30 protein-coding genes are annotated in these 26,062 nt (G+C 73.6%); 18 read left to right on the top strand and 12 right to left on the bottom strand.

All coding sequences use genetic code 11. The features are described from left to right. Positions 1–70 precede the first annotated feature (70 nt). Positions 71–694 carry a DedA family protein gene (locus PSU4_RS19455; protein WP_246115219.1) on the top strand — a complete coding sequence of 208 codons (624 nt, stop codon included), beginning with the start codon at positions 71–73 and terminating at the stop codon, positions 692–694. 99 nt (positions 695–793) lie between these two features. Continuing rightward, a complete protein-coding gene (locus tag PSU4_RS19450) occupies positions 794–1,567 on the top strand; it encodes a GAF and ANTAR domain-containing protein (protein WP_147110312.1) in 774 nt (257 codons plus the stop codon). Here the strand turns inward: PSU4_RS19450 and PSU4_RS19445 are convergent. Beyond that, positions 1,515–2,825, bottom strand: coding sequence for an acyltransferase family protein (locus tag PSU4_RS19445; protein ID WP_222596326.1), 1,311 nt, complete (start codon positions 2,823–2,825; stop codon positions 1,515–1,517). The two genes, PSU4_RS19450 and PSU4_RS19445, sit on opposite strands and share 53 nt — an antisense overlap. A 200-nt stretch (positions 2,826–3,025) precedes the next feature. On the opposite strand from PSU4_RS19445, the gene PSU4_RS19440 reads away from it, so the two are divergent. From PSU4_RS19440 to PSU4_RS19430, 3 genes are all read left to right on the top strand, one after another. Beyond that, a complete protein-coding gene (locus PSU4_RS19440) occupies positions 3,026–3,316 on the top strand; it encodes a Dabb family protein (protein WP_147110310.1) in 291 nt (96 codons plus the stop codon). Between the two features lie 118 nt (positions 3,317–3,434). Beyond that, on the top strand, positions 3,435–4,316 hold the full coding sequence (locus PSU4_RS19435; RefSeq protein WP_246115222.1) for an ABC transporter ATP-binding protein: 882 nt from the start codon (positions 3,435–3,437) through the stop codon (positions 4,314–4,316). Next, positions 4,313–4,972, top strand: coding sequence for a hypothetical protein (locus tag PSU4_RS19430; RefSeq protein ID WP_147110307.1), 660 nt, complete (start codon positions 4,313–4,315; stop codon positions 4,970–4,972). Before PSU4_RS19435 ends, PSU4_RS19430 begins: the two co-directional genes overlap by 4 nt. 7 nt (positions 4,973–4,979) lie before the next feature. On the opposite strand, the gene PSU4_RS19425 is transcribed toward PSU4_RS19430, so the two are convergent. From PSU4_RS19425 to PSU4_RS19415, 3 genes are all read right to left on the bottom strand, one after another. Next, positions 4,980–5,666, bottom strand: a complete 687-nt coding sequence (locus PSU4_RS19425) for a TIGR03943 family putative permease subunit (protein WP_147110305.1) — start codon at positions 5,664–5,666, stop codon at positions 4,980–4,982. A gap of 28 nt (positions 5,667–5,694) precedes the next feature. After that, positions 5,695–6,675, bottom strand: coding sequence for a permease (locus PSU4_RS19420; RefSeq protein ID WP_147110303.1), 981 nt, complete (start codon positions 6,673–6,675; stop codon positions 5,695–5,697). Positions 6,676–6,801: 126 nt separating this feature from the next. Next, positions 6,802–7,356 (bottom strand): nucleoside/nucleotide kinase family protein, encoded by a 555-nt coding sequence (locus PSU4_RS19415; protein ID WP_147110302.1) that lies wholly within the window; start codon positions 7,354–7,356, stop codon positions 6,802–6,804. Between the two features lie 77 nt (positions 7,357–7,433). On the opposite strand from PSU4_RS19415, the gene PSU4_RS19410 reads away from it, so the two are divergent. Both PSU4_RS19410 and PSU4_RS19405 read left to right on the top strand, forming a co-directional pair. Then, positions 7,434–7,961 carry a sigma-70 family RNA polymerase sigma factor gene (locus PSU4_RS19410; RefSeq protein ID WP_147110300.1) on the top strand — a complete coding sequence of 176 codons (528 nt, stop codon included), beginning with the start codon at positions 7,434–7,436 and terminating at the stop codon, positions 7,959–7,961. Continuing rightward, positions 7,958–8,608, top strand: coding sequence for an anti-sigma factor family protein (locus tag PSU4_RS19405; protein WP_186817060.1), 651 nt, complete (start codon positions 7,958–7,960; stop codon positions 8,606–8,608). The genes PSU4_RS19410 and PSU4_RS19405 overlap by 4 nt, the downstream gene beginning before the upstream one ends. A 53-nt stretch (positions 8,609–8,661) precedes the next feature. Here PSU4_RS19405 and PSU4_RS19400 read toward each other — a convergent pair whose 3' ends face one another. Further along, complete coding sequence (locus tag PSU4_RS19400; RefSeq protein WP_147110295.1) at positions 8,662–9,774, bottom strand: Zn-dependent alcohol dehydrogenase; 1,113 nt, start codon at positions 9,772–9,774, stop codon at positions 8,662–8,664. A gap of 190 nt (positions 9,775–9,964) precedes the next feature. On the opposite strand from PSU4_RS19400, the gene PSU4_RS19395 reads away from it, so the two are divergent. After that, positions 9,965–10,627: an NADase-type glycan-binding domain-containing protein gene (locus tag PSU4_RS19395; RefSeq protein ID WP_147110293.1), complete on the top strand. Its 663-nt coding sequence runs from the start codon at positions 9,965–9,967 to the stop codon at positions 10,625–10,627. Between the two features lie 18 nt (positions 10,628–10,645). On the opposite strand, the gene PSU4_RS19390 is transcribed toward PSU4_RS19395, so the two are convergent. Then, on the bottom strand, positions 10,646–11,344 hold the full coding sequence (locus PSU4_RS19390) for a TetR/AcrR family transcriptional regulator C-terminal domain-containing protein (protein ID WP_147110291.1): 699 nt from the start codon (positions 11,342–11,344) through the stop codon (positions 10,646–10,648). Positions 11,345–11,677: 333 nt separating this feature from the next. Here PSU4_RS19390 and PSU4_RS19385 point away from each other — a divergent pair, with 333 nt between their 5' ends. Together PSU4_RS19385 and PSU4_RS19380 are read left to right on the top strand one after the other, a co-directional pair. Then, a complete protein-coding gene (locus PSU4_RS19385) occupies positions 11,678–12,625 on the top strand; it encodes an acyl-CoA desaturase (protein ID WP_147110289.1) in 948 nt (315 codons plus the stop codon). Between the two features lie 64 nt (positions 12,626–12,689). After that, a complete protein-coding gene (locus tag PSU4_RS19380; protein WP_147110287.1) occupies positions 12,690–12,893 on the top strand; it encodes a cold-shock protein in 204 nt (67 codons plus the stop codon). Positions 12,894–13,035: 142 nt separating this feature from the next. Here PSU4_RS19380 and PSU4_RS19375 read toward each other — a convergent pair whose 3' ends face one another. Together PSU4_RS19375 and PSU4_RS19370 are read right to left on the bottom strand one after the other, a co-directional pair. Beyond that, entirely contained in the window at positions 13,036–14,022 is a 987-nt protein-coding gene (locus tag PSU4_RS19375; RefSeq protein ID WP_147110284.1) for an EamA family transporter, read from the bottom strand. Continuing rightward, on the bottom strand, positions 14,019–14,993 hold the full coding sequence (locus PSU4_RS19370; protein ID WP_147110282.1) for an EamA family transporter: 975 nt from the start codon (positions 14,991–14,993) through the stop codon (positions 14,019–14,021). The genes PSU4_RS19375 and PSU4_RS19370 overlap by 4 nt, the downstream gene beginning before the upstream one ends. 200 nt (positions 14,994–15,193) lie before the next feature. Between PSU4_RS19370 and PSU4_RS19365 the strand changes: the two genes are divergently transcribed. Continuing rightward, entirely contained in the window at positions 15,194–15,379 is a 186-nt protein-coding gene (locus PSU4_RS19365; RefSeq protein ID WP_147110280.1) for a hypothetical protein, read from the top strand. A gap of 25 nt (positions 15,380–15,404) precedes the next feature. Here the strand turns inward: PSU4_RS19365 and PSU4_RS19360 are convergent, their stop codons facing one another. Together PSU4_RS19360 and PSU4_RS19355 are read right to left on the bottom strand one after the other, a co-directional pair. Continuing rightward, complete coding sequence (locus PSU4_RS19360; protein WP_147110278.1) at positions 15,405–16,742, bottom strand: NAD(P)/FAD-dependent oxidoreductase; 1,338 nt, start codon at positions 16,740–16,742, stop codon at positions 15,405–15,407. Between the two features lie 71 nt (positions 16,743–16,813). After that, positions 16,814–18,796: an ATP-binding protein gene (locus PSU4_RS19355; protein ID WP_147110276.1), complete on the bottom strand. Its 1,983-nt coding sequence runs from the start codon at positions 18,794–18,796 to the stop codon at positions 16,814–16,816. A gap of 205 nt (positions 18,797–19,001) precedes the next feature. Here PSU4_RS19355 and PSU4_RS19350 point away from each other — a divergent pair, with 205 nt between their 5' ends. Together PSU4_RS19350 and PSU4_RS19345 are read left to right on the top strand one after the other, a co-directional pair. Further along, on the top strand, positions 19,002–19,241 hold the full coding sequence (locus tag PSU4_RS19350) for a hypothetical protein (protein WP_147110274.1): 240 nt from the start codon (positions 19,002–19,004) through the stop codon (positions 19,239–19,241). 232 nt (positions 19,242–19,473) lie between these two features. Beyond that, positions 19,474–20,361 carry a GGDEF domain-containing protein gene (locus PSU4_RS19345; RefSeq protein ID WP_246115218.1) on the top strand — a complete coding sequence of 296 codons (888 nt, stop codon included), beginning with the start codon at positions 19,474–19,476 and terminating at the stop codon, positions 20,359–20,361. A gap of 9 nt (positions 20,362–20,370) precedes the next feature. Here PSU4_RS19345 and PSU4_RS19340 read toward each other — a convergent pair whose 3' ends face one another. Next, on the bottom strand, positions 20,371–21,048 hold the full coding sequence (locus PSU4_RS19340; protein WP_147110270.1) for a winged helix-turn-helix transcriptional regulator: 678 nt from the start codon (positions 21,046–21,048) through the stop codon (positions 20,371–20,373). 72 nt (positions 21,049–21,120) lie between these two features. Between PSU4_RS19340 and PSU4_RS19335 the strand changes: the two genes are divergently transcribed. Beyond that, the gene (locus tag PSU4_RS19335) at positions 21,121–22,254 is read left to right on the top strand and encodes an acyl-CoA dehydrogenase family protein (RefSeq protein WP_186817059.1); all 1,134 of its coding nucleotides are present in this window, start codon (positions 21,121–21,123) and stop codon (positions 22,252–22,254) included. Here PSU4_RS19335 and PSU4_RS19330 read toward each other — a convergent pair. Beyond that, positions 22,241–22,780 carry a DinB family protein gene (locus PSU4_RS19330; RefSeq protein ID WP_147110266.1) on the bottom strand — a complete coding sequence of 180 codons (540 nt, stop codon included), beginning with the start codon at positions 22,778–22,780 and terminating at the stop codon, positions 22,241–22,243. The two genes, PSU4_RS19335 and PSU4_RS19330, sit on opposite strands and share 14 nt — an antisense overlap. 48 nt (positions 22,781–22,828) lie before the next feature. On the opposite strand from PSU4_RS19330, the gene PSU4_RS32500 reads away from it, so the two are divergent. The 4 genes from PSU4_RS32500 (at position 22,829) to PSU4_RS19315 (ending at position 26,045) form a co-directional block, all read left to right on the top strand. Beyond that, positions 22,829–22,981: a maleylpyruvate isomerase N-terminal domain-containing protein gene (locus tag PSU4_RS32500; RefSeq protein WP_246115217.1), complete on the top strand. Its 153-nt coding sequence runs from the start codon at positions 22,829–22,831 to the stop codon at positions 22,979–22,981. After that, positions 22,942–23,472 carry a maleylpyruvate isomerase family mycothiol-dependent enzyme gene (locus tag PSU4_RS19325; RefSeq protein WP_246115216.1) on the top strand — a complete coding sequence of 177 codons (531 nt, stop codon included), beginning with the start codon at positions 22,942–22,944 and terminating at the stop codon, positions 23,470–23,472. Before PSU4_RS32500 ends, PSU4_RS19325 begins: the two co-directional genes overlap by 40 nt. Positions 23,473–23,758: 286 nt before the next feature. Further along, positions 23,759–24,775: an ABC transporter permease gene (locus PSU4_RS19320; protein WP_147110264.1), complete on the top strand. Its 1,017-nt coding sequence runs from the start codon at positions 23,759–23,761 to the stop codon at positions 24,773–24,775. A gap of 94 nt (positions 24,776–24,869) precedes the next feature. Next, the gene (locus PSU4_RS19315) at positions 24,870–26,045 is read left to right on the top strand and encodes a sugar ABC transporter substrate-binding protein (protein ID WP_147110262.1); all 1,176 of its coding nucleotides are present in this window, start codon (positions 24,870–24,872) and stop codon (positions 26,043–26,045) included. Positions 26,046–26,062: the final 17 nt, after the last annotated feature.

The raw sequence follows: 26,062 nt of genomic DNA, 5'->3' as shown, positions 1-26,062 counted from the left end.
TGTGCCGTTCGTGCGCGTCCGGGCGCCGCCTTCTCAGGTTTGATTCAGGCAAATCGGGCACTTTGGGTGGGTGGCCGACTGGATTTTCGCGATCGTCGACCGGCTGGGCGCCGTGGGCGTGGGGCTGCTCATCCTGCTGGAGAACCTGATCCCACCCGTCCCGTCCGAGCTGATCCTGCCGCTGGCGGGGTTCCGGGCCCGGGCGGGCGCCATGGACGTCGTGCTGGTCTGGGCCTGCGCGACCGCGGGCTCACTGCTCGGCGCGGTGATCCTCTACGCCGTCGGCGCCGGGCTCGGATACGAACGGCTGCAACGGCTCGCGTCGAAACCCTGGTTCGTCCTCGTCAGCGTCACCGACCTCGAACGCGGGCGGCGGCTCTTCGACCGCTGGGGCGGCTGGATCGTGCTGATCGGCCGCTTCGTGCCCGTGGTGCGCAGCGTCGTCTCCGTCCCGGCAGGTCTCGCGCGGCAACCGATCGGCCGGTTCGTGCTGCTGACGGCGATCGGCAGCGGGATCTGGAACGCCGTCTTCATCGGGGCCGGCTGGACGATGGGGGAGCACTGGGACCAGGTCGAGGGCTGGCTCGGGCCGGCGAGCTACGTCGTGGTCGGGCTGGTCGTGGCGGGGGTCGTGTGGTTGGCGATCCGACGCCGCCGATCGGGCTACCAGGGCGTGCACCGCCTGCGCAGGTGAGGACTCGCGAGGTCGTGGGGTTCACCGAATCCGGGTACCTTGTCGAGCCGGGTGGCGTGGAGGAGAGTTCCGCCCGCGACGTTCGGCGATCGGAGTGGCGTGGCGACTGAGCAGGACTGGGCGAACGACCGCTACGCGTTCGTCGAGGGTCGTGAGGGAGCCTCGACGGGGCTGCTGGCCGGTCAGTTCGTGAGCCTTGCCGAGCGGTTGCTCGAGGCGACCACGGTTCACGACGTGCTGCGCCGCGTCGTCGACGCGGGCAAGGCCGTCGTCGCCGGGGCGGACCTGGTGAGCGTGACGATGCGGACGTCCAGTGGTGGGTTCCACACCCCCGTCGAGACCGACCCGCTGGCCACCCGGCTCGACGAGCTGCAGTACTCCCTCGACGAGGGCCCGTGCGTGGAGGCGACGCGCACGCCCGGCCTGGGCCTGGTCGCGAGCGCCGACCTGCAGGCCGGCGCCGAGTTCCCGCGCTGGGGTCCCGCCGCCGCGTCCGCGGGGGCGCGCAGCGTGCTGGCCGTCGGCCTGTTCCCGGCGGGGCAGACCCCCCGGCTGGGGGCGCTGAACTTCTACTCGTTCGCCGTCGACGGTTTCGCCGCCGCCGACCCGGACGTCGCGCTGGTGCTGGCGGCGCACGCGTCGACCGCGCTGGCCGGGGTGCACGGCACCACCGCCGCCGAGCTGGAGGTGGCCCAGCTGAAGGAGGCCGTGGCCAGTCGCGACGTCATCGGCCAGGCCAAGGGCATCCTCATGGAGCGGCGCGGGATCAGCGCGACCGAGGCGTTCGACGTGCTGCGTTCGGCGTCGCAGTCGCTGAACGTCAAGCTCGCGCAGCTCGCCCAGACGGTCGCGTCGCGCCGCGCTGAGCTGTGAACCGGAGCGGCAGCGGGCGGGTCGCCACCAGGTAGCCGACCGCGACGAGAGCCGACCACGCGGTGGGCTCCGCGAAGACGGCGAGCAGCCCGGCGTCGACGCGGGGGGCGAACCCGTGCGCGGCGAGCCCGAGCATCCCGCCCGCGGCCAGCACCAGCCCGGTGTACACCGCGACCGGGGAGGCGCCGCGGCGGCCGGCCGTCGTCGACCGGGACTCGAGCGACCCGAACGCGCGGACCAGCACCACGAGCACCACGAGCAGCCCACCGATCCACAGCGGGGCCCCGGCCAGCCACAGCGGCCCGAACGGGTCGGGGGTGTGCGAGCCGACGCCGAGCGTCAGCACCCCGACCCCGACGACGAGCGCGCTCATGTGCCACAGGAACACCGTCATCGTGCGCGGAGCCAGCACGGCGAGGCCGCGCTCCACGGGCCGCCACGCCGCGAACCGGACGAGGGCGGGCTTCAGCGCGAACAGCACGCCGAGCTGGGCGATCGCGAGCGTCACCAGGCACAGGGTCGGCGGGCTCATGTTGGAGACGGGCGCGCCCGGCATCCCGATCATCGACGCCGGGTAGGGCCCGAGTCCGACGAGCGCGGCCGTCGCGGCCAGCCCGGCGACCCCGACGAGCGCAGCGCCGCGGCGACCGAGACCGGCGAAGCGGCCGTCGGCGTAGGCCACACCGACCTGGTGGACGGCGACCCAGACCAGGATCGCGTTGACGTAGCCGACGAGCGGGACACCGGCGAAGCGCAGCACGTCGACCGCGGCCGCGCCCAGGACGAGCGGGACCAGCACGGCGAGCCCGAAGCGGCGGTGCAGTGCGACGGTCAGCGGGGTGAGCGCGACCAGGATCAGCTGGACGACGAGGAACCACAACAGCTGCGGCACGGTGCTCGCCGCGAGGTGCAGCGGCTGGCCGGGGACGCCGAGCGCGAGCAGCACGACCGGCAGCGGCAGCCACACCACGACCAGCGCGGCGACGGGCAGCACCAGCCGGTGCAGCCGGCCCACGAGCCAGCCCGCGGGCTCCCCACCCTTCGCCCTCGTCCGCGCCCACGAGATCGCGCCCGCCGCGCCGGAGGCGAAGAAGACCAGCGGCATGACCTGCCCGACCCACGTCCACGCCCACGCACCGGGCGCCGACAGGGCGTTGCCGGCGACGAGCGCGTCGCCGTCGCGGGTGATCACCGGCATCAGCCAGTGCTGGACGACGACGAGCGCGATCGCGCCGCTGCGGATGAGGTCCAGCAGCACGTCACGACCCCTACCGGGGTGTGCCGCGGCCGGGGACCGGGGCGGAGCTGCGGTCGGCGTCGTCATGCATCGAGCCTGTCGGCGGGGCTGCGGGAACACAGCGGGGCCAGCAGGCGTCGTCGCAGCGGCTGACCCGACGTGCGGGGTGGGGCTGGCCCCACCCCGTGGGTGTGGCGGGTCGCGTGTGGCACCGTGGGCGCGTGATCCGAAACGTTGTGGTGGGAACCGTCAAGGACGGCGTGACGACCGAGCAGATCGAACAGGCCCTCGCCGCCATCCGTGGGATGCAGGTCCCCGGCGTCGAGCTCGACGTGCACACCGGTGTCGACCTCGGCCTGCGCGAGGGGAACGCGAACTTCGCGATCACCGTCGATGTCGCCGACGAGGCGGCCTACCAGGCCTACGACGCCGACGACGAGCACAACCGCATCCGGCGCGAGCTGTTCGCCCCGATCAGCGCCTCGATCCAGCGGATCCAGATCCGTCTCTGACGGCTTGCACGCTTTCCGGCGGCCTTTGGGCTTCCGACGCCTTTGGGCGCAGCGCGACCGTCCGCCGGGCGCAGCGGGGGACCGATCGGTGCCGGGCCGGGGGCACGATGAGCGCGTGATGCGTCTCGAGGGGGTGCGCAAGCGGTACGGCCGGCGGTCGTCGGAGGTCCTCGCCGGGATCGACCTCGACCTGGAGCCCGGAGGCCCCGTCGTGCTCCGGGGCGGCAACGGCTCCGGCAAGTCGACGTTGCTGCGCATCGCCGCGGGCGCGGCGTCGGCGTCGGCGGGCCGGGTCGTGGGACGCCCGCGCGTCGTCGGCTACGTGCCCGACCGGTTCCCGGCGCAGCTGCGCATGCCCGTCGGGGTCTACCTGCGCCACCTCGCCGCCATCCACGGCGCCGGGCCGGGCGCCGTCCGCGACGCCACCGAGCTGCTGGCCGAGATGTCGTTCTCCGCGGGCGCCGGCACCCCGATGCTGCAGCTGTCCAAGGGCAACGCGCAGAAGGTCGGGCTGGCCCAGGCGCTCACCTGCGGCGCCGGTCTGGTCGTGCTCGACGAGCCGTGGTCGGGTCTCGACGCCGAGTCGTCCCCGCTGCTGTCGGCCCGTCTCGACGCGGTGGCCGCCGCGGGCACGCTCGTCCTGGTCGCCGACCACACCGCGCACGGTCCGCGGCTCACCGGCGCGACCATCCTGCGCGTCGACGGCGGCACGCTACGGCCCGAGAAGGCGCCACCCCCGGTCGACGAGGTGACCGTCATCGAGCTGGCCGGCGACGGCGACCCGCGGTCGGCGGTGGGGTCGCTGCCGCCGGGGTCGGAGTCGCGGGTCGTGCCCGGCCCGGGGCCGGCGTCGTGGCGGCTGCGGCTGCGGGTGTCGTCGGCCGAGGGCGACGCGGTGCTGGCTGCGGCGATCGCCCGCGGGGCGACGGTGCTGTCGGTCAGGCGGGAGCCCTCGGTGGTCCCCGCGCCGCCGCGGCGGCGGGTGGAGGCCCGGCCGTGAGCACGATCGCCGTCTCCCGGTTCCTGCTGTCCGACCTGTACCGCTCCCAGCGGGTGGTCGTGCCGGTCATCATCCAGGCCGCGATCCTCGCGGTCCTGTTCGGCGGCGACCCCGGCCCGCTGCCCGCGCCCTGGGCGGCGTCCGCGCTGGCGCTGTACCCGATCGCGGCGTGGCTGGGCATCGTCGTCGCCAACACCGAGGACCCGGTCCAGCGGCACGTCACCGTCGTCGCGGCGGGTGGCGTGGGGCGGGTCGTCGGCGGCATCCTCGCGCTCGCCGTGGTGGGCGACGTCCTGCTGTCGCTGATCTCGGTGGTGTGGCCGATGGTCGCGACGCACTACCCGCACCCGCTGCCCGTCGTCGCGCTCGGCCTCGGCGGGCACATGGTCTGCGCGCTCACCGGGACGGCCGTGGGGCTGCTGTGCGCGCGGCCCGTCATCGGCAAGGTCGGCTGGTCGCTGCTGGCGGCGGGCACGGTCGTCGTCGTGACGGGGACGCAGTCGCACGTGCGGCCGGTCGGGACGGTCGTGCGGGCGCTGACCTCGGGCGGGCCACCGGGGTCGGGCACGGTCGTCGTCACCGGGCTGGTGGTCGCCGTGGTGCTGGTCGTGCTGGCGGCGGGGGTGTCGGCGACCGTCGCGCTGCGCTCGGACTGAGCCGGGGTCAGTACTCGTACGGATCGTCCGGAGCCGGGATCACCGTCAGGTCGGTGACTTCCAACGCCGGCGACCAGCGGTTGTCCTTCGCCGCCTGCGCCACCACCGTGCCCCGCACCCGCACCCAGGTGTCGACGGGCAGCTCCGCCACCTCCGGCCCGCTGACCCGCAGCGTGTACGGGCGGGCGTCCGCCGCGCAGCAGGCGATCGTCATCCGGGCGACGACGATCTCGCCGCCGCGGTGGGCGAGGAAACCCGTGACGGTGAGGTCGCGGCCGTCGCCCAGCGAACCGTCGATCGACCGGGCCACGGCCTCCGCGACGCCCAGCTCCGCGGGCCCGGGCGGCAGCCGCGGCACGTCGGCGATGACTGCGGTGGGCGTGGGTGTGTGCCGGGCGATCGCGTCGGCGCCCAGCGCCGGCGGCGCGACCAGCGCGATCACCATCACCGGCAGCACCAGCAGCCACGGCGACGGGCCCGTCCGGTGCTCGTGCCCGTCGGCGGCGTGGACGTCGCGACCGCGCAGGTCGCGGACCGTCGCCACCACCGCGAGGACGACCATGACCACGCCCGCACCGATCAGCCACCACCGCTGCGCGGGGCGGACGTAGCGCAGGAACGTGTCGTCGGCGGCGATCCGTACCAGGGCGGCGCCGAGCAGGAACAGCACCGCGTGCTGGGTCTCGCGGCGCATCAGCGGACCCCTTCGTTCGAGCGGCGCATCAGCGGACCCCCAGCACCACGACGCCCGCGGCGAGACCGCACAGGATCGCGACGACGAACGTCGCCGGGGCGAAGCGGGCCGCGAACGCCCGGCCGAACGTGCCGGCCTGCAGCGCGACGAGCTTGACGTCGACCGCCGGGCCGACGACCAGGAACACCAGCCGCGGCACCAGCGGCATCGCCGACAGCGACGCCGCGACGAACGCGTCGGCCTCGCTGCACAGCGCCAGCACCACCGCCAGGACCGCCATGACCAGCACCGCGAGCAGCCACTGGTCGGCGAGCCCGGCCGTCCACGACGCCGGGACCAGCACCGACAGGCACGACGCCACCACGGCGCCGACGACGAGCAGCCCGCCCGCCGACACCAGGTCGTGGCGCGCCGACTCCGCGAACACCGCCCACCGGTTCCCGCCCCGCGCGACCGGTGTGCGCACCCGCTCCGCGATCCACTCGGCCTTCCCGGCGCGCTGCCACAACCAGCCCATGACGCACGCCGTCGCCAGCGACCCGGCCGCCCGCGCCACCACCATGCCCGGCGCCCCGGGGAACGCGACTGCCGTAGCCACCAGGACGACGGGGTTCACCGCGGGCGCCGCCAACAGGAACGCCAACGCCGCCGCCTCCGGCACGCCCTGCCCGATCAGCCTGCGCGCCACCGGCACCGACGCGCATTCGCACCCCGGCAACGCCAGCCCGGCCAGCCCCGCCACCGGCACCGCCGCGCCCGTCCGGCTCGGCAGCACCCGGCGCAGCGCCGCGGGCGACACGAACGCCGCGATCGCCCCCGACACCAGCACCCCCAGCACCAGGAACGGCAACGCCTGCACGCAGATCGCGACGAACACCGTCGCCACCGTGCGCACCACCGGCGCGCCCAACGTCTCCACGATCCACGGCCGCGCGACGAGAGCCACCACCAGCAGGCCCGCGAACACGTAGAGCGAGTTCACCCGGGCCGGGCGCTCGGTCGTCGTCACGGGACCGGATCGTGCCGCATCGGGCTGCCCGGCCGGCGCGGAACCGCCGAACCGGTCGCACACGAAAACCCTTGTGAGTGGCGATAGTCGCTATAGCGACTATCGCCACTCACAGGCTTTCGGTACTCAGTCGTTCACGATCACCAGGTCCGCGTGCTCGGCGGTGCGTTCCCGCGCGTGCCAGGCGTTCTCCTGCGCGGCCCAGCGCTCCCGGAACGGGGCGTAGCCCGGCCAGTCGGGCCGCGCCGCCAGTCGACGCGCCCGCGTCGCCGGGTCGCACTCCACCCAGATCGCGACGTCGGTGAACGGCCGCAACGCCGCCGCCCCCGCGCCGCAGCCCTCCAGCAGCACCACCGGCACCGGCGCCAGCTCCCGCGCCCCCGTCCGGACCCCGCGCGTCCAGTCCCACGGCCACCACCGCGCCGGCCGGCCCTGCGCCAGCGGACGCGCGATCCAGTCGACGGCCAGCGGCACCGCCGCCGCCAGACCGTCCCACCCCGGGTACAGCTCTTCCAGGCTCAGCACCGGCGCGACCAGCGCGAGGCCCACCGCGTTCGCGATCCGCGACTTCCCCGACCCGGAGAACCCGTCGACCGTCACCAACCGCGTCCCCTCGCGGGCACCGGCCCGCACGGCGTCGACGACCAGCGCGACCTGCTCGTCCAGCCGTGCCCGCGTCACGTCGCGATCCTCTCCCCCCGAACTGCGGCACGCTGAACCGGTCGGACCCACGATCCGTCTGCAGGGAGGTGACCGCGTTGCGCCGTCCGCCGGACCCGGCGGAGGAGTACCTCCGAACGCTCTACGAGCAGCTCGGCGGCCCCCTCCACGGCTACGCGCTCAAACTCACCGGCGACCCCGGCCGGGCGGAGGAGATCGTGCAGGAGACGCTGGTGCGTGCCTGGCGTCGTGCCGACCTCCTCGACGCCGACCCCGCCGCCCTGCGCGCGTGGATGTTCACCGTCGCCCGCAACCTCGTCACCGACCAGTGGCGCGCCGCCCGGGCCCGCCCCCGCACCGTCTCCGACGACGCCGCCCTCGACTCCACCGCCGCCCCCGGCGACGACGCCCTCGACCAGGCCGTCCAACGCTGGACCGTCGCCGCGGCGCTGGACCGGCTCTCGCCCGACCATCGGTCCGTGCTCGTCGAGACCTACTACGAGGGATGCTCCGTCGCCGAGGCCGCCGCCCGGCTCGGCATCCCGCAGGGGACGGTCAAGTCGCGGACCTACTACGCGTTGCGCGCGCTGCGGTTGGCGCTGGAGGAACTGGGGGCGGCGCGGTGACCGGGGACGACCCGATGCGGCTGGAGCTGGGTGCCTACCTGCTCGGCAGCCTCGCACCCGCGGAACGCGTGGCCGTCGACAGCCATCTCGCGACGTGCGCGGACTGCCGCGCCGAGCTGGCCTCGCTGGCGCCGCTGCCCGGGCTGCTGGGGCGGCTGACCCCCGACGAGGCCCGCGAAGGGCTCGTCCTGCCGCCCGCCGACCTCCTGCCCCGCACGCTCGTCGCCGTCGGCGCCGAGCGACGCCGGGAACGCCGGACCGTCCAACGGTGGCGGCTGCTGACCGCGGCGGCCGCCGTCGCCGCGCTCGCCGGGCTGGGGATCACGGTCGTCCCGATGCTGGCACCGGGACCCGCCTCGACACCGATGGCGGCGGTGGCGGGGGTCGGCGCGTCGGGGTCGGGGGTGTTGGAGGCCCGCGCGTGGGGGACGGCGCTGCAGCTCACGCTCAGCGGCCTCCCGCCCGCGGGCAGCTACCAGGCCTTCGCGACCGCGCACGACGGGCACACCGAGGTCGTCGCGTCCTGGGGGCCGACGCCGAGCGGGCGCGCCTCGATCCAGGGCGCCACGGCCATCCAGCGCGCCGACCTCGCGGAGGTCCAGGTGCGCACCGTCGACGGCCGCCCGCTGATGAGCCTGCCCTGCTGACTGCTGTGAGTGGCAATAGTCGCTATAGCGACTATTGCCACTCACAGGGTCGATCAGTGCTCGTGGACGATCACGCCGCGGACCAGCTCGCCCGCCAGCAGGTGCTCGTAGCCCTCGTTGATCTGGTCGAGGGTGTAGGTGCGGGTGAGCAGCTCGTCGAGCTTGAGCTGCCCGTCGCGGTAGAGGTCGAGCAGCCGCGGGATGTCGGTCGTCGGGTTGCAGTCACCGAACAGGCTGCCGCGCACCGTCTTGCGCCACAGCACCGCCTCGGTACCCGACAGCGTGATCGTCTTGTCCTTGAACGGGGCCAGCGCGGTGATCACCACCGTCCCGGACTTGCTGATCACCTCGAACGCGGCGTCGACGACGTTGGTCGTCACGTTGCCGACGGTGATGATCGCCGACGTGGCGCCGACACCGCGGGTGAGCTGCTTCGACAGCTCCAGAGCCTCCTCGGCGGTGGCGACGGCGTGGGTGGCGCCGAGGCTCATGGCGGTGTCGCGCTTGAGGACCGTGGGGTCGACGGCGATGACGTGACGGGCCCCGGCGAGGTGGGCGCCCTGGACGGCGTTGATGCCGATACCGCCGATGCCGTAGATCACGACGGTGTCGCCGGGCCGCACGTCGGCGGAGTTGACGGCCGACCCCCAGCCGGTGGGGACGCCGCAGCCGACGAGCGCCGCGACCTGCAGCGGGATGTCGGAATCGATGCGGACGGTGGAGCTCTCGTGGACGACGCCGTAGGTGGAGAAGGCGCCGACCATGCACATGGCCCCGTAGCGGCCCGCCTTGCCCGACAGCGGCCAGTTCCCCGAGGGGAGGTGCCCGCGCATCGTGTAGGCGCCCATGTCGCAGAGGTTCTGCCGGCCGATGGAGCACCAGTGGCAGGTGCCGCACGTGGGGAGGAAGGAGGCGACGAAATGGTCGCCGGGCTTCACCCGGGTGACCCCGGGGCCGACCTCCTCGACGACGCCCGCACCTTCGTGGCCGAGCACGATCGGCAGCCAGGCACCCATGTCGCCCTGCTGGATGTGCAGGTCGGAGTGGCAGAGGCCGGTGTGGGTCCAGCGGACCTGGACCTCGTGGTCGCCGGGTGCGGCGAGATCCAGCTCCTCGATCTCGAGCGGCTTGCCGACCTCGTGCAGCACCGCAGCAGTCGTCTTCACGGTCGTTGACCTCCTCGTCGCGACGCCTCGATCCTGCCCCGATCATCGACGTGTGTCCTGCGCTGGGGCCCATCCCGGGGACGTGGTCGTCGTCACCCATGGGGCGCGCCGGCACCGTAGAGTCGGGGCGCCTCCGACCCCCGGGAGTCGCCGTGACCCGTGTCCGCAGGCCCGCCCGACGGGCCGCCGCGTGACCGCGCCGGGTCCGGGCCGGGACGCGCGGATCGCGGCGGGGATCGTCGTGCTGCTGGTCCTGGGTGCCGCCGTCGCGGGCGCGCTGCTGCTGCGCGGCGGTGGTCCGACGACGGCGGTCGTGGGCCAGGCGAGCCCGCAGGCGGGCGGGACGCGCGGAAGCGACGGGCCGCCACCGGCCGCGAGCGGGGTGCGGGCGTCGGCGACGTGCACGTCGGCACCCAGCCGTGCCTCCGACGGGACACCGACCACGTTCGAACCGGGCAACGCCGTCGACGGCAGGCCCGACACCGCGTGGCGCTGCGACGGCGACGGCGCCGGGCGGCAGCTGGTCCTGCGGCTGCCGGAGAAGGCGCGGGTCTCGGAGCTGACGATCATCCCCGGCTACGCGAAGATCGACCCGGGCGACGGGTCGGACCGCTACGCGCAGAACCGGCGCATCACGTCGATGACGATCGACACCGGGTCCGGGCCGGCGACGTCGGTGTCGCTGGACTCGTCGCCGACGCGCCGCGAGCCGCAGACGGTCCGGTTCCGCGCGGCCGAGACGTCGACGGTGACGGTGACGATCCTGACCACGGATCCCGGCCGGCCGGTGGGGGCGCAGCCGGCGTCGGACCGCGTCGCGATCTCGGAGATCACCTTCCCCGAGCTGCGCTGACGTCGTGCGACGTGCCCGTCAGGTCGTTGCGCGGAGCTGCTGGACCAGCCCGGCCAGCACGATGTCGAGGCCCTCGTCGAGCTCGGCGCGGCCGTCGAAGGTCGCCAGCTCGTGGGCGAGCGCCCGGATCCGTGGGAACTCCTTGGAGGGCAGCCGGTGCAGGCCGAGCCGGAGCAGGTCGTCGGTCTCGTCGGGGTCGGCCACCTGCTCCTGCACCTCGTTGAGCACGTGCCCCTGCAGGAACCCCATGAACAGCCGGTAGCCGTGCAACGCGCCCTTCGGGTCGAACCCGGCCCCGATCAGCAGGTCGAGGATCGCCTCCAACGGGCGCAGCGTGCCTTGGGGCCGCAGCCCCAGCGGGGTGCTCAGCGGCCGCGTGACCAGCAACGGAACCGTGTGTGGATGGGCCAGCGCCAGCTCGCGGAAGCTGTGCGCGCACCGGCGCAGCACCGCCTCCCAGTCGGACGCCGCGGCCGGTGAGGGCACCTCCAGCTCCGCCAGGACCAGCTCGACGACGTCGTCGAGCAGTTCGTCCTTGCTCGCGGCGAACCGGTAGAGCCGCATCGGGTCGCGGCCCAGCGCCCGTCCCAGTCGGCGCATCGTCAGCGACTCGACGCCGTCCGCGTCGATCATGCGCAGTGCCTCGGTGAGAACGGTCCGCCGGTCGAGCGTGCCCCGGCGTCCACCCGCCGTGCCCGTCGCCCCCTCGGCAGCCATCGAAACCCCCTCCCCGGTCGCCGCGGCGGGAGATCCGGACCCCCGGTCGCGCGGCTCGACCGGTCGCCCCCCGGCTTGACAGTCGAACGCTACGGCGTAGCTTCTACACCGTAGCGCTACACCTGCCGTCGACGATGCCGCGCAGGCGCCCGGGTCCTCCGGTCGACTCTGCGCACACCCGGCAGGAGGTCGGCATGGTCGGCGACACCGTCACCTGGTTCGACCCGTCACGGGGGATCGGCGCGACCGCACCGGTCGCCGCTCCCGAGGCGCCGCACGCCGTCGACGTGTCGGCCCCGTGACAGTTCCCGAATCCGAGGAGAACCCTTCACCGTGACGACTGCGACCGCGCCGGTCCCCACCGGCCGCGGCCCTAAACCCCTGCTCGACGGACGCCGCCCCCACGGCCAGGTCGCGCTCGTGTACGTCGCCGTCATCGTCCCGATGCTCGCCGTGCTCGCCGCCGTCCCGCTCGCCTGGGGATGGGGCCTGACCTGGACCGACCTCGGGCTCGCCGCGGGGTTCTACCTGGTCTCGGCGCTGGGCGTCACCGTCGGCTACCACCGGCTGTTCACCCACCGCTCGTTCAACGCGAACCGCCCCCTGCGCATCGGGCTGGCGATCGCCGGCAGTCTCGCGCTGCAGGGCGACGTCCTGACCTGGGTGGCCGACCACCGCCGCCACCACGCGTTCTCCGACAAGGAGGGCGACCCGCACTCCCCGTGGCGTTTCGGCACGTCGCCCGTGGCGCTGGCCAAGGGTTTGTGGTGGTCGCACGTCGGCTGGCTGTTCGAACCGGCGCGCACCAACGCCGACCGGTTCGCCCCCGACCTCGTCGCCGACCGCGACATCGACGCGATCAGCCGGCGCTTCGGCCTGCTCACCCTCGCGAGCCTGCTCGCCCCGGCACTGCTCGGCGGCCTCATCAGCATGTCCTGGTGGGGCGCGGCCACCGCGTTCGTCTGGGCGGGCCTCGTCCGGGTCGCCGTCCTGCACCACGTGACCTGGTCGATCAATTCGATCTGCCACGTCCTGGGCGACCGTCCGTTCGCCAGTCGCGACCGTTCGACCAATGTGTGGCCGCTCGCGATTCTGTCGATGGGCGAGTCCTGGCACAATCTCCATCACGCCGACCCGACGTGCGCGCGACATGGCGTGCGCCGGGGCCAGATCGACATCTCGGCGCGCGTCATCTGGGTGTTCGAAAAACTCCGATGGGCCGACTCGGTCCGTTGGCCCACCCCGGTACGCCTGGAGCGGCTGGCCCGCTCCACCGCATGACACCGGCCCTCCCCGGAGGACCGGCGCACGACCCGCTCGAAGTTCAGAGTTCAGGAGAAGGCAAATGGCACAGGGCACCGTGAAGTGGTTCAACGGCGAGAAGGGCTTCGGCTTCATCGCCCAGGACGGAGGCGGCGCCGACGTGTTCGTGCACTACTCCGAGATCGAGGGCAGTGGCTTCCGCAACCTCGAAGAGGGCCAGCGCGTCGAGTTCGAGATCGGCCAGGGTCAGAAGGGCCCGCAGGCCCAGGGCGTTCGCGCGCTCTGACGTTCCCTTCGTAGTACGCAGGAGACCCGGCCCCCTCGGGGGCCGGGTCTCCTGTCGTTGCGGGGTCGGACGTCAACGGCCGGCGGAGTCGTTCCCGCGACGCGGGGTGAGTGGGGCGGCACCCGTGCCGGGATCGACATCGTCAGGGAAGTGAGTCGCCTTCCGCCGCGGCGCGCGGCTCCGCCTCCGGGCGCGTCCGCGTGAGGACGACGCCCGCGAGGATCAGCGCCCCGCCCGCGAGCTGCCACGGTCCCGGCAGCTCGCCGAGCAGCAGCCACGTCACCAGCGCGGACGCGACGACCTCCAGCAGCGCGACCAGCGACCCCCGCGTGGCGCCGATCCGCGACACCGCGCCGACGCCCGCCCCGTAGGCCAGCAGCGCGCAGACCAGCGCGAGCACCGCCGCCGGCAGGACCCAGCCGACGTCGGCGCCCGCCAGCAGGACGGGACCGTCCGGCGGGATCGCGACGACGACGGGCACGATCCCGACGAGCCCGCACAGGGCCACGACGACCGTCCCGATCACCATGCCGACACCGACCAGCACCAGCGGCGGCGTCCGCGCCCCGGCCCGGTCGACCACCAGGAAGTACGACGCCCAGCACACCGCGCCGAACAGCCCCCACGCGACGCCACGCCAGTCGAGCGCACCGGCCGACCAGATCTGCAGCACCATCAGCAGCCCGGCAACCGCCAGGACCGCGCCGACCACCGTCATCCGGCTCGGCGGCCGGCGGCGCACCAGCCAGACCCAGACGATGACCAGGACGGGGCCGAGGTACTCCAGCAGCAGCGCGACCGCGACGGGCACGTACCGCATCGCCGAGAAGTACCCGACCTGCACACCGGCGACGGCCAGCGCGCCGTAGACCAGCAGCGCCGGCCCGTCGGCTCGCAGCGCGGCGAGGACCCCTGGGCGGGCGATCGCGAGCACGACCAGCAGCACGAGGGCGGCGCCCCCGATGCGCACGAGCACCGCGCCCGCGGACGACCAGCCCGCGTCGATCAGAGCCTTCGCGACGGGGCCCGCCACCCCGAACGACGCCGCCGAGACGAGCCCCAGCGCGAGGCCCGTCGTCGTGCGGCTGCGTCCCGGGCTCGTGCCCGTGGCGTCAGCTGACGGGATCATCCTGGGGTCCGCTCGTCGTGCGGGGCGGGGTCGACGATCGGCGGCGGGTCGGCCGGTGCGGTCGCGGTCGGGCCCGACCGGGTCAACACGATGCCGAGCAGGATCAGCACCCCGCCGGCCAGCTGCCACAGCCCCGGCAGCTGGTCGAGCAGCAGCCACGACGCGATCGTCGAGACCACGACCTCCAGCAGTGCGACCAGCGACCCGCGCGCCGCGCCGATCCGCTCGATGGCCGCGACACCTGTCAGGTAGGCGATGACCGTCGACACCAGGACGAGCAACGCCGCCGCGACGGGCCAGCCGACCTCGGCGCCCGCCAGCAGCACCGGCCCCGCCGTCGGTGCGGTCACGACGATCGGCAGCACACCGACCAGCCCGAGCACGACGACGACCGCCGTCCCGATGGTCATACCGACGCCCGCCAGCACCATCGGGGGCGTCTCGGTCGCCCGGTCGGCCAGCAGGAAGTACGACGCCTGGCACGCGGCGGCGGCCAGTCCCCACGCGATGCCCGCCGGGTCGAGCGCGCCACCCGACCACACCTGCACGACCAGCAGCAGGCCGACGATCGCGATCAGCCCGCCCAGGATCGTCCGCCGCCCCGGCGGCTGCCGGCGCACCAGCCACACCCAGGCGATCACCAGGACCGGCCCGAGGTACTCCAGCAGCAGCGCGACGCTCACCGGCAGGTAGCGGATGGCGTTGAAGAACGCGACCTGCACACCCGCGACCGCGAGTGCGCCGTAGACGACCAGCGCCGGCCCGTCGGCACGCAGCGCCCGCAGCACCCCGGGGCGGGTCGCCGCGAGCAGCACCAGCAGCACCGCCGCGGCGCCGCCGATGCGCACCAGCACCGTGCCCGCCGACGACCAGCCCGCGTCGATCAGCGACTTCGCGAACGGCCCCGACAGGCCGAACGCGGCGGAGGACGCGACGGCGAGGCCCAGCCCGGAGGAGGTGCGGGTGTTCACGTCCGGGGCACCGCAGGATTCGTCATGACCCCGACGAGCCTGCCATCCGGGGCCGACGGATGTCCGTCGGGCGGGATGGACCTCTCAGCCGTCTCAGCGCTCTCCGGGGCGGCGGCACTCCCGCCGGCCGGGTGACGTGACACGCCACCCGATCGAGGGGGGTGCGGTGACGCGCGGCCCGTCGACCTCGTTGGACCGTCATGGGGAATCCGGAGGACACGCGGGGGATCGCCGCAGGTGGCGAGCACATCCCGATCAACTCGAGGCCCGGCACGGGTGAGACGGTCGAACTCGGCTGCCGCTGCCCGGTGCTCGTGAACGGGCCGGCGACGCCGTCGGCGGAGCTGCTGGTCGCGCCCGACTGCGGGATGCACGCCGTGGTGTGAGCCGCGGGGCGCCCTGACCGTTCGGTCAGGTCCCGGACCCGGTGCTGACCATCGGCGGTGCGGTGACCCGCGGTGCACCGTCGCGCCGGGTCGCCCGCAGCACCCGGACGACGAAACCGGGCCGCAGGAGCGTCTGCGGCGGGTCGACCAGGCCGGTCACCTGGATGAAGGCGCGCGCGACGACGGGGTCGGTCCCGGCGGCGCGCTGGACGCGGGCCACCCACCGGCCGATCAGCCTGTCGGCACGTCCGTGGTGCACCTCGACGCGGGGGTCGACGGAGTCGGCGCCGACGGCGTTGTCCCAGCCGGCGGCGGTCGCCCGCATGAGGCGCCGGTGGGTGCCGCGGGGGTGTGGGTCGGGGTTGCGGGCGAGGATCCGGCGCAGCTCCTCGGCCTGCAGGGCGGCCATCGTCATCCCCTGGCCGTAGACCGGGTTCACCGAGCACAGGGCGTCGCCGACGAGGAGGAGCCCGCGCGGACCGTCGACGGTGTCGGGGCGGCGTCGCCGGTTCTCGACGAACCGCATCGTGCGCAACGGCTCGCGCAGCTCGGCGCCGCCGAGGGCGTCGGCGATGTCGGGGAAGGGGAGCGTCGCCGCGTACCGGTGGAACCCGTCGAGCTCGGTGGGGGCGTGCTCGCCGAACGTCCCGCTGAGGGAGACGAGGTGCTCGCCGCCTTCGACGGGGAACACGGCACCACTGCGGCTGTTGCCCGGGACGCCGGAGACGAGGACGACGTGGTCGCCGTCGAGAGCGTCGTCGCGGAGGCGGAACCGCCCGCACGTGTAGGCCACCTCCACGCGCACCGACTCCCCGGGCGACACGGGGAAACCGAGGTCCTCGAGCCAGACGTCGGTCCGGGAGGTGCGGCCGCTCGCGTCGACGACCAGGTCGGCGGCGACGGTACCGCCGGGATCGACCTGCACGCCGGTGATGCGTCCCCGATCGGCGACCAGGCCCAGCACGGTGCGGCGGTCGAGGATCGTCACACCGGGCAGGGCGCCGACCGCGGCGCGGACGTGCGCCTCCAGCAGGGGCCGGCCGGCCAGCAGCGACCCGCCCTCGGAGAAGCGGGCGAACCGGGTCCCGGCCAGCAGGAACCGGAAGCGCTCGACCGAACCCTCGGTCGCGCCGTCGCGCAGCAGACCGTCGACGAGGTCGGGGAACAGGTCGTCGAGGATCTGGCGGCCGCGGGGCAGCAGCGCGTGGGGGAAGGGGCCCTGCGGAACCCCGCGCCGTGGTTCGGCGCCGTCGGGGAGGGTGTCGCGGTCGAGGACGGTGACGCGGTCGAACGTCTCCGACAGGACGCGGGCGGCGAGCAGCCCGGCCATCCCGGCTCCGAGGACGACGGCGTGTGCGGGCATCGGGACCTCCTGTGTCGTGGAAGACCGGACGGTCCCGCCGCCCGCTGCTCACCTGCCAGACTAGGAACTGCTCAGTTCCTGTCCACGAGGGCCGCGGCGACGAGCGAGGCGACCCGCACTATGGCGGCGGCGAGGTGGCGTCGGTAGGTGGAGAACGGCAGGCCGAGCACCTCGGCGGCCTTCTCCTGGGTGCCGGCGGGGCGCACGAAGGTCCGGTCGAGGACGCGGTGCAGCCGGGCGTCGCGGGGATCGGCGCGCAGGGCGTCGATCGCGGTGAGCAGGGCGGCGCGGAGGTCGTCGCCCGTCGTACCGGTGGTCGTGGCCAGCCCGGACGCGGCGAGCCGGTCCGGCCGGTGCAGGTCGCGGAGCGCGGCCCGGACGGCGTCGGGGTCGACGCCGGCAGGGCCCGGGGCGGGGCCGCCGACGATGTCGCTGAAGGAGTTCGACGGCCGCGTGCGCACGTCGAGGACGTAGGTGGCGGTCTCTCGGGTGCCCTGGACGGCGTCGAGCTCGGGGATGCGGGCGAACCCGATCGTCTCCAGGAGCGGGCCGTTGAAGGCGGGGTCGGCGGTCATGGCCATGTCGAACGCCAGGCAGGACCGCGTGGCGACCTCGCGGATCGTCCGTACGGACACGACGTCCTGCATCGGCGACCGGCGTTCGGCGTGCTCGCGGTGGGCGAGGAAGCGCACCGCGGTGACCTCGTGGTCGGGGCGCAGACCTCGGCTGCACGCCCACTCGCGGGCGCGGGCGGCGAGGGGGTCGGTACGCAGGATGCGCCGGCTCGCGTCGTGCAGCGTGATCGACACCATCGCGCCGTCGACCTGCCCGCGGTCGCCGATGACGACGACGCCGCCGGGCTGCTCGTCGACCCAGGCGAGCACCGCCCCCGCGGCCTCCGGGCCGACGTGTCCGACGACGATCTCGCGGAGCGCGGGGAGCTCGTCGGGCTCGATGGGTCGGCCTCTGACCAGGCCGAACGTCGACCAGTCGTACCAGGTCGCCATGCGGCGGGTGTGCCGGAACTCGAACAGCAGGTCGAGCATCGCCTGTTCCCGGGTGCCGGCCGAGGCCGTCCGGACGCGCTCCACGGTCCACTGTCGCAGCCGTTGGTAGAGGGACTCGGCGGCGTCGGGATCACGCCAGCGCAGGTCGGCGACGAGGACGTCGCGGACCAGATCGTGTGGCACGAGCCCGCGGTCGCCGACCTCGACCCACGACCTGGCGCGCAGCCAGTCGAAGAGCTCGCCGGCGCCGGGGCCGTGGCCGTCGGGGACCACGTCGCGCAGCAGGGCCTCGGTGGTCGTGCGGGCGGTGGCGCAGACGCGCAGCGCGTCGCGGTGCCGCGGGCCGGGCGCGGCGTCGACGAGGCGTGGGACGAGCGTCTCCAGCAGAGCGGGCCCGACGACCGGCGTCCCGTGGCCGGGCCCGGCGGCGAGTTCGGCGGCGACGGTGAGGGCCAGCGGGTGGCCGCGGGCCAGCGCCAGCACCTCGGCGCGGGTCCCGGCGGGCAGGTCGGCGGAGGTGAGGAGGCCGGCGGCCTCGTCGGCGTCGAGCGGCCCGAGCCCGACGACCCGGGACAGCGCCCGCCAGGCCGGGTCGTCCAGCCACCCCTGTGACGGCGGCTCGCGGCCGGCGAGGACGGTCAGCGCGTCGCCGGGCAGGGCGGGAACCAGTTCCTCGCGCACCCAGCCGTCGAGCGGGCCCAGCAGCTCGTAGGCGTCGACGAGCAGCACCAGCCTGCCGTCGGCGGGGGCGCGGGCGGCGTCGCGGATCGCGCGCGGGTCGGGGGTGTCGCGGCCGTCGATGCGGACGACGGTCGCCCCCGCGGCCCGCGCGACGTCGCCGTACATGCGCAGCAGTGCGCTCTTGCCGATCCCGCCGGGCCCGTGGACGTGCAGTACCGCGAACGGTGGTTCGACGCCGGTGGGCAGCTCGACGGCCTGCCGGAACAGCTCCAGCTCCCGGTGCCTGCCGACGAACGCGCCGCGTCGGGCGGCGGCCACCCGTCCGGCGACCGTCGCCCGGCCAGCGCTGGCACGCCGTTCCGGCACCGGTCGGACGGTAGCGGTCGGACAGAGCGCCGAGAAGGGACGAACGGTCCGCGGGTGGGGTTGGCCCCCGGCGGAGGACGGGGGTGCGCTCCGCCGGGTGGGGGGCCGACACGGTCGTCGTGACCTGGGCAAACGGGCAAAGTTCTTGTCACCGGAGCAACAGCTCGGACAACGGGAAAGACCCGAGACGGAAACGAGGCCTGAAATGTTCAAGAGCCAGTGTCACAGCAGCAGCAAGTGGGACCGCGACGACAGCGACTGGGGCGGCTACGGCGGCGGCTACAAGGACAAGAACTGCTGGGAGCCCCGCGAGAAGTACGAGGAGTGCTACGACAAGAAGAACGACTGCGACGACTACGACAAGTGGGACTGCGACGACAAGTACTCGAAGTGCGACGACGACAAGTACGGCTGCGACGACAGCTACGACTACTGCAACAGCTGACCGGCTCGTGGTGACCGGGAGCGCGTACTGGCGGTGATGCGCCGGTGCGCGCTCTCGTGCGTCCGGGGGAAGGGCTCTGCGCGCCGACGACCCGATCGGGTTATTGTTCGAGCCGATGGCCACGGGATCGGACGGTGGCGCGTCACTGCAGGTGGCGCCGCCTCTGCAGCCGACCCGGAGCTTCGACACGGCGTGTGCACGCGTGATCGACTATCTGTGTACGGCGATCCCGATGGGTACATGGGCGGTCACGCGGATCGTCGACGGACGCCAGCTGATCCTCACTGTGCGTGGCGACTCCTACGAGGTCGGCGACGGGACCTCGCTGCCGTTCAGCGACTCGATGTGCCGCGTCATGGTGGCGGGCGACGCCCCGCGGATCGCGCCCGACGTCGCGGGGGTCCCGGCCTACGCGCGCATCGCCGGCGAGCTCCCGTTCGACATCAACGCCTACGTCGGCACCCCGATCGTCTGGCCCGACGGGACGCTGTTCGGCACGGTCTGCGGCTTCGACCCGGCGACGAAGCCCGACGGCCTGCGGGCCCACATACCGCTGCCCGACCTGCTGTCGAGCCTGCTGTCGTCGGTCCTGGAGGCCGACCTGGGCGCGACGTCGGCGGCGAGGGCCGCGGAGATCGCCCGCCGCGAGGCCGACGTCGACCCGCTGACCGGCCTGCTCAACCGGCGCGGCTGGAACCGCTTCCTCACGCAGGAGGAGCACCGGTTCCGCCGGTTCGGCGACTCCGCGAGCGTCGTCGTCATCGACCTCGACAACCTCAAGGCCGTCAACGACACCTGGGGGCACGAGGCCGGCGACGAGTACATCCTGCGGGCCGCACGCGCGCTGGCGTCGACGGTCCGCTCCGGTGACGTCCTGGCCCGCCTCGGTGGCGACGAGTTCGGCGTGATCGCGGTGGGCTGCACACCCGAGCAGGGGGCCGAGCTGGTGGTACGGGCGTCGCGCGCGCTGTCGGACGCGGGCGTGTCCGGCTCGTTTGGGCACGCGCCGTACAGCATCGTCGCCGGGTTCCCGGGGGAGTGGCGCGCCGCCGACGAGGCCATGTACGAGCAGAAGCGTCGCCGCCGCGGAGGTCCGCCGCGCCCGCACCGGCGCAGCTGACCCCCGAGGTCAGCGGGCCGCGGCCCGGGCCGCCGCCTTCACGTAGGGGACGACCGGGCTCAGCTGCAGCGCCCGGCGGACCCGCCCGACCGCGTCGCGCGACCCGTCGAGGTCGACGAGCCCGGACCGCGCGGCGCTCGACAGGTCGATCCGGCCCTCCCAGATCTGGTACAGCACGCCGAGGGACGAGCGCAGGGTCACGTCGACGTCGTGCCCGGGATCGGTCAGGCACAGCGACACGTCCTGCGGTTCGACGACGAACCAGAAACGGCGACGGCGCGCGTCGGGCATCTCGACGTGCAGCACCGCGCGCCGGCCGTCGAACGGTGCCGGGTCGATGCCGGCGCGGATCCACCACATCAGCACCATCGGATCGAGCTCGTCGGGCCGCGGCTCCCCGAACGCCCAGCGGGCGCCCCACTCGGCCAGCCCGAACACGACGGGACGCAGGTCCTCGCAGGCGGGGGTCGGCGTGTAGGCACCGTCGGTGTGGACGACGAGCCCGTGCCGCTGGAGCTGGTCGAGCCGCTTGGACAGCAGGCCGCGGGACATCCCCGGCAGCCCGCGGGCCAGCTCGTTGAACCGGGTGGCGCCGACGAGGAGGTCGCGGATCACCAGCAGCGTCCACCGATCGCCGAGGACCTCCAACGACCGGGTGATCGGGCAGTACTGACCGTACCGGGACACGCGGCCATGGTCCTCCGACCGGTTCAGATTGGGAACTATCGACGTCGTCCGATCCGCCGGACGCTCACTCCCATGACATCGACTCTCACGCCGACCACCTCTCCGACCGACGCCGACGTCCTCGCGCTCGCCGCGCACGTCGGTGCCGCCGCGGCCGCCCACGACGCCCTCCACGACCGCGACGCCACGTTCGTCGCCGAGGCCTACGCCGCGGCCGCCGACGTCGGCTACCTGCGGCTCGCGGTACCGGCCGAGTTCGGCGGGCTCGGCGCCACCATGCGGCAGGTGGTGCTCGCCGAGGAGGAGCTGGGGTCGCGCTCGGGCGCGACCGCACTCGCCGCGGCGATGCACCTGTACCTGAGCCTCGTCCAGTGCTGGCGACGACGGCGCGGCGCCGCCGACGCGGAGACCGCGTTGCGCCGCATCGCCGGCGGGCTCGTCGTCGCCACCAGCGGCGGGTCGGACTGGGTGTGCCCCACCACGACCGCCATCGAGGTCGACGGCGGCTACCGGTTCGACGGCCGCAAGACGTTCTGCAGCCAGGCGCCCGTGGCGGGGGCGATCTCGACGTCGGCGACCCTCGGCGACGGCCCCGACGCCGTCGTGCTGCACGCGACGGTGCCGCTGTCGGCGCCGGGGGTCCGGATCGTCGAGACCTGGGACACGCTCGGGATGCGCGGCACCGCCAGCCACGACGTGGTGTTCGACGGGGTGCACGTGCCCGCGGCGTCGATCACCGGGACCCGGCCCTACGGCGTGCTCGCCGGCCCGCTGCTGGCCGCGGCCGTGCACTTCGCGCCGGTCGCCGCGGCCGCCTACCTGGGGATCGCGCGCGGCGCCGCCGAGGAGGCGGGCCGGATCGCGAAGCCCGGCTCGGCCCGGCTGCTCGGCGAGATGCAGGCGCGGCTGCGGGTCGCCCGCTGGGCTTTGCACTCCGCGGTCGCCGAGATGGGCGACGACCCGACCGTCGACGAGGACACCCTCGCGACCGTCATGACGGCGAAGCGGCACGTGGTGCTGGAGGCGCGGACGGTCGTCGACATCGCACTGGAGGTCGCGGGCGGGCGCGGGTTCTTCCGCTCCTCGCCGCTGGAACGCGCCTACCGCGACGTCCGGGCCGGGATGTTCCATCCGCTCACCCCGGAGGACACCCTGACGCTGCTCGGCCGGCGTGCGACGGAGGCGGCGGGCGTCAGCGCCCGGTGACGCCGTCGATGCGTTCCCGCAGCATGTCGGCGTGACCGAGGTGGCGGGCGTACTCGGTGTGCATGTGCAGCAGCACGGCGCGCACCGACATCGCCCGCCCGCGGAAGTCGATCTCGTGGTCGAGGGGGACGCGGGCCAGGGCGGCGTCCGCGAGCGGGAGTTCCGCGACGAACACCGCGACGTCGCGCTCGGCGGCGGTGGGGTCGGCGTCGTCGAAGTCGCTGTCGCTTCCCGGCCCGCCGTACAGCGGGGCGACGTCCTCGCCGGCGACGCGCTGCCGCAGCCAGATCCGTTCGACCTTGGCCAGATGACGGACGAGGCCGAGCAGCGACAGCGTCGACGGCGGCAGCGCGCGTTCGGCGAGCTGCGCAGGCGTCAGCCCGGCGCACACGTCGAGCAGGCAGGACCGTTGCCGGGCGAGCATCCCGACCAGGATCGGGCGTTCGTCGCCCGTGATCGGGCCGTCGGTGATCGGCAGGGCGGGCGGCTCGGTGGGGAAGGGCGACGTCCAGGTCACACCGTTCATCCTCGCCGACCACCGATGAGTTCCGGGCGTCGGTGCGGTCGGACGGGCATGACCGACGTGCGCAGCCGTGATGCTCTGTGGGACGCGATCCGGACCGAGCGGGGTGTACTCGCCGACGATCTCGCCGACCTGGCCCCGGAGGACTGGGCACGCCCGTCGCTGTGCGGCGCCTGGACGGTAAAGAGGTCGTCCCGCACCTGACGTCGGCGGCGAGCATCGGCCGCTGGGCGTGGATCCGCAGCATGGTGGGGGCCCGCTTCGACTCCGACGTGCACAACGCGCGTCGCCTCGCCGAGTACCGCGGTGCCACGCCAGCCGAGACATTGCAGCGGTTCCGCGCGGTCGTCGACCGGCAGACCGCGGCGTCGGGACACACCGCGGCGTGGCTGGGCGAGGTCGTCGTGCACGCCCACGACATCCGGCGCCCGCTCGGCATCGAGCACACGTTCCCGGTCGAGTCGCTGATGGCCGTCGCGACGTTCTTCGCGGCCCGCGACTTCGCCGTCGCCAGCGCCACGGTGTCGAAGGGCCTGCGTCTGGACGCGACCGACGGCCCCTTCACCGCGGGCGACGGCCCGCTGGTCAGCGGCCCGACTCTTGCGCTGGTCATGGTGATGGCGGGCCGTCGCGCGTACTTGGACGACCTCACCGGCCCGGGCGCAACGACGATCACCCAGCGCCTCGACGTCTGACGCCGACCCGACGGCCCGACCCGCAGGATCCGGCGTCGAACTCCTGCGGCCTCCGCCCGCGTCGCGCCGACCACAACACAGTCGCGGATCCGCTCGACCTCATCAATCCGGAGGTGCCGGGTACCTCGGGCGGGAGCAGGCTCACGCCGAACTCGGCGGAGCATCGGTGACTAACAGCACACTGCCACTCGAATGGACGGTGACGGTACTCAAGCGGCTCGACATAGTAAGGCTACTGGTCAGACCAGTAGCCGAGGTGGACGTCGAGCGAGCCGGGGAGCGACCCGTGAACGACGGTGGGACCACGAACACCACGAAGGAACGGCCGGAACCGCGGACCGATGCAGAGGCCGGGCCTGCTGGGATGCGTGCTGTGCGCGACATCGCGACGCGCTACGGCCTGGTCGCCGTCTGGATCGTCATGATCGTTTCGTTCACGATCCTCGCCCCCGGCCGGTTCCTTGTGGCTCAGAACATCGGCAACATCTTCGGTTCGCAGGCTGTCCTGTTGATCCTCGCGCTGGGTCTGATGTTTCCCGTCATCGCCGGCGAATGGGACCTGTCGGTGGGTGCGATGTTGGGCCTCTCGCTCACCGTCGTTGGCTTCTTCAACGCGGTGCTCGACCTGCCGATCTGGGTCGCGATCCTGGTCGCGCTGGTCATCGGACTCGTCGTCGGCCTGCTCAACGCGTTCTTCATCGTCATCGCGGGCGTGCCGTCGCTGATCGCCACGCTCGGCATGGCGACACTGCTCGGCGGCGTTACCTACGCCATCTCCAACTCGACCATCTCAGGACTCGACCAGGGCTTCGTCGACCTCGGGCAGCACTCCGTCCTCGCGATCCCGACGCCGTTCTACGTCGCGATAGCGATGGCGTTGATCGCCTGGTACGTACTGCGGTGGACCCCGGGCGGCCGATACCTGTTCTTCGTCGGCTCCAACCGCGATGTCGCCCGGCTCTCCGGCATCCGTGTGGGCCGCGTGCGGGTTACGGCGCTCGTAGTGTCGGGTGTCGTCAGCGCGTTCGCCGGCGTCGTGCTCGCCGCGTCGCTGGGCGCCTCGGGTCCGACCATCGGCGCGCCCTATCTGCTGCCGGCGTTCGCGGCGATCTTCCTCGGCGCCACCGCCGTCACCCCCGGTCGGCTCAACGTCTGGGGCACCGTGATCGCCGTCTATTTCCTGATCACGGGCGTCACCGGTATGCAGCTGCTGGGCGCGCCGTCGTGGGTCCAGGACGTCTTCTACGGCGCCATCCTGCTCGCTGCCGTCGCGCTGAGCCTGCTCGCAAGACGACGCCGATGAACCGGCCGGTGGGCCATCCGAACCACGGCCCCGGCACGGCGCCGGGCCCGGAGCACGTCCCCGCAGTTCCCGTCCGTCCCGGTGAGGAGCAGCAATGAGAACAGGACCGCAGCAACGTCGCCGCGGCGCGACCAGGGCGCTCGGGGCGCTCGCCACCGCCGCCGCACTGACCGTGCTCGCCGCCTGCGGCGGCCAGGGAGGCGGATCGGGAGGCGACTCCGGTGGCGCCGCTGACCCGGCCGCGGTGCAAGAGGCTATGGACTCCACGACCGCGCTCAGCGCGCCGCCGAGGTTCGGGCTCACCGACGCCGACAAGGTCGATCCCGCGGCGGCCTCCGGCAAGAAGCTGTGGATCATCGACATCTCGTCGTCGATCCCGCTCGTCCAGGTCAGCGACGCGGCCACGACCCAGGCCCTAGGCCTGGTCGGCGCGACCGTCAAGACGTACGACGGCAAGGGCTCGGTCACCGAGTACACCCGCGGCATCCAGGCCGCGATCGCCGACAAGGCTGACGTCATTGCGCTCTACGCGATCGACCCGAATCTCGTCGCCGGCCCGATCCAGGCCGCGGCCGTCGCCGGCATCAAGGTGATCGTCGTGCAGTACGGCGACCCGGGTGCGCAGCTGCCCAAGAACGTCGCCGCGCAGGTCACCTACCCCTACACCGACGCGGGCGCGGCGATGGCGAACTTCATCGTCTCCGACTCCAAGGGTGCGGCGGTGGGCGTCGAGTTCATCTCGGCCTCGGACGTCAGCAACTCGAAGGCGATCGTCGACGGCTTCCAGGACACGCTGAAGGCGGCGTGCCCGAACTGCTCGCTGACCGTCGACGACGTGCCCGTCGCCGACTGGCAGACCAAGATCACGACGCAGGTCAACTCGGCGCTCAACAGCCACCCGGACATCAAGTACGTCGTCCCGGTCTACGACGGCATGGCCACGTTCGCGGTCCCGGCGATCAAGACGTCCGGCAAGAAGGACGTGAAGCTCGTCAGCTTCAACGCCACCAAGTCGATCATGCAGAACCTCAAGGACAACGACACCGTCGCCGCCGACGTCGGGTCGCCGCAGGCGTGGGAGGGCTGGGCGCTCGCCGACCAGTTCATCCGTATCGTCACCGGCTCGAAGGTGCTCGACGACACGAAGGTCGGGCTGCGCATGTTCACGGCGCAGAACATCGGGCAGATCGACCTCTCCGCGCCCGAGTCGACCTGGTACGGCGTCGACTACGAGAGCGGGTACAAGAAGCTGTGGGGCGTCGGCCAGTAGTCACCCCCATACAGACA

This window comes from Pseudonocardia sulfidoxydans NBRC 16205, assembly GCF_007989085.1.
Classification (GTDB): domain Bacteria; phylum Actinomycetota; class Actinomycetes; order Mycobacteriales; family Pseudonocardiaceae; genus Pseudonocardia; species Pseudonocardia sulfidoxydans.
Note: the sequence above shows the minus strand (reverse complement) of the source record. Positions and strands in the feature narration are given on the sequence as shown.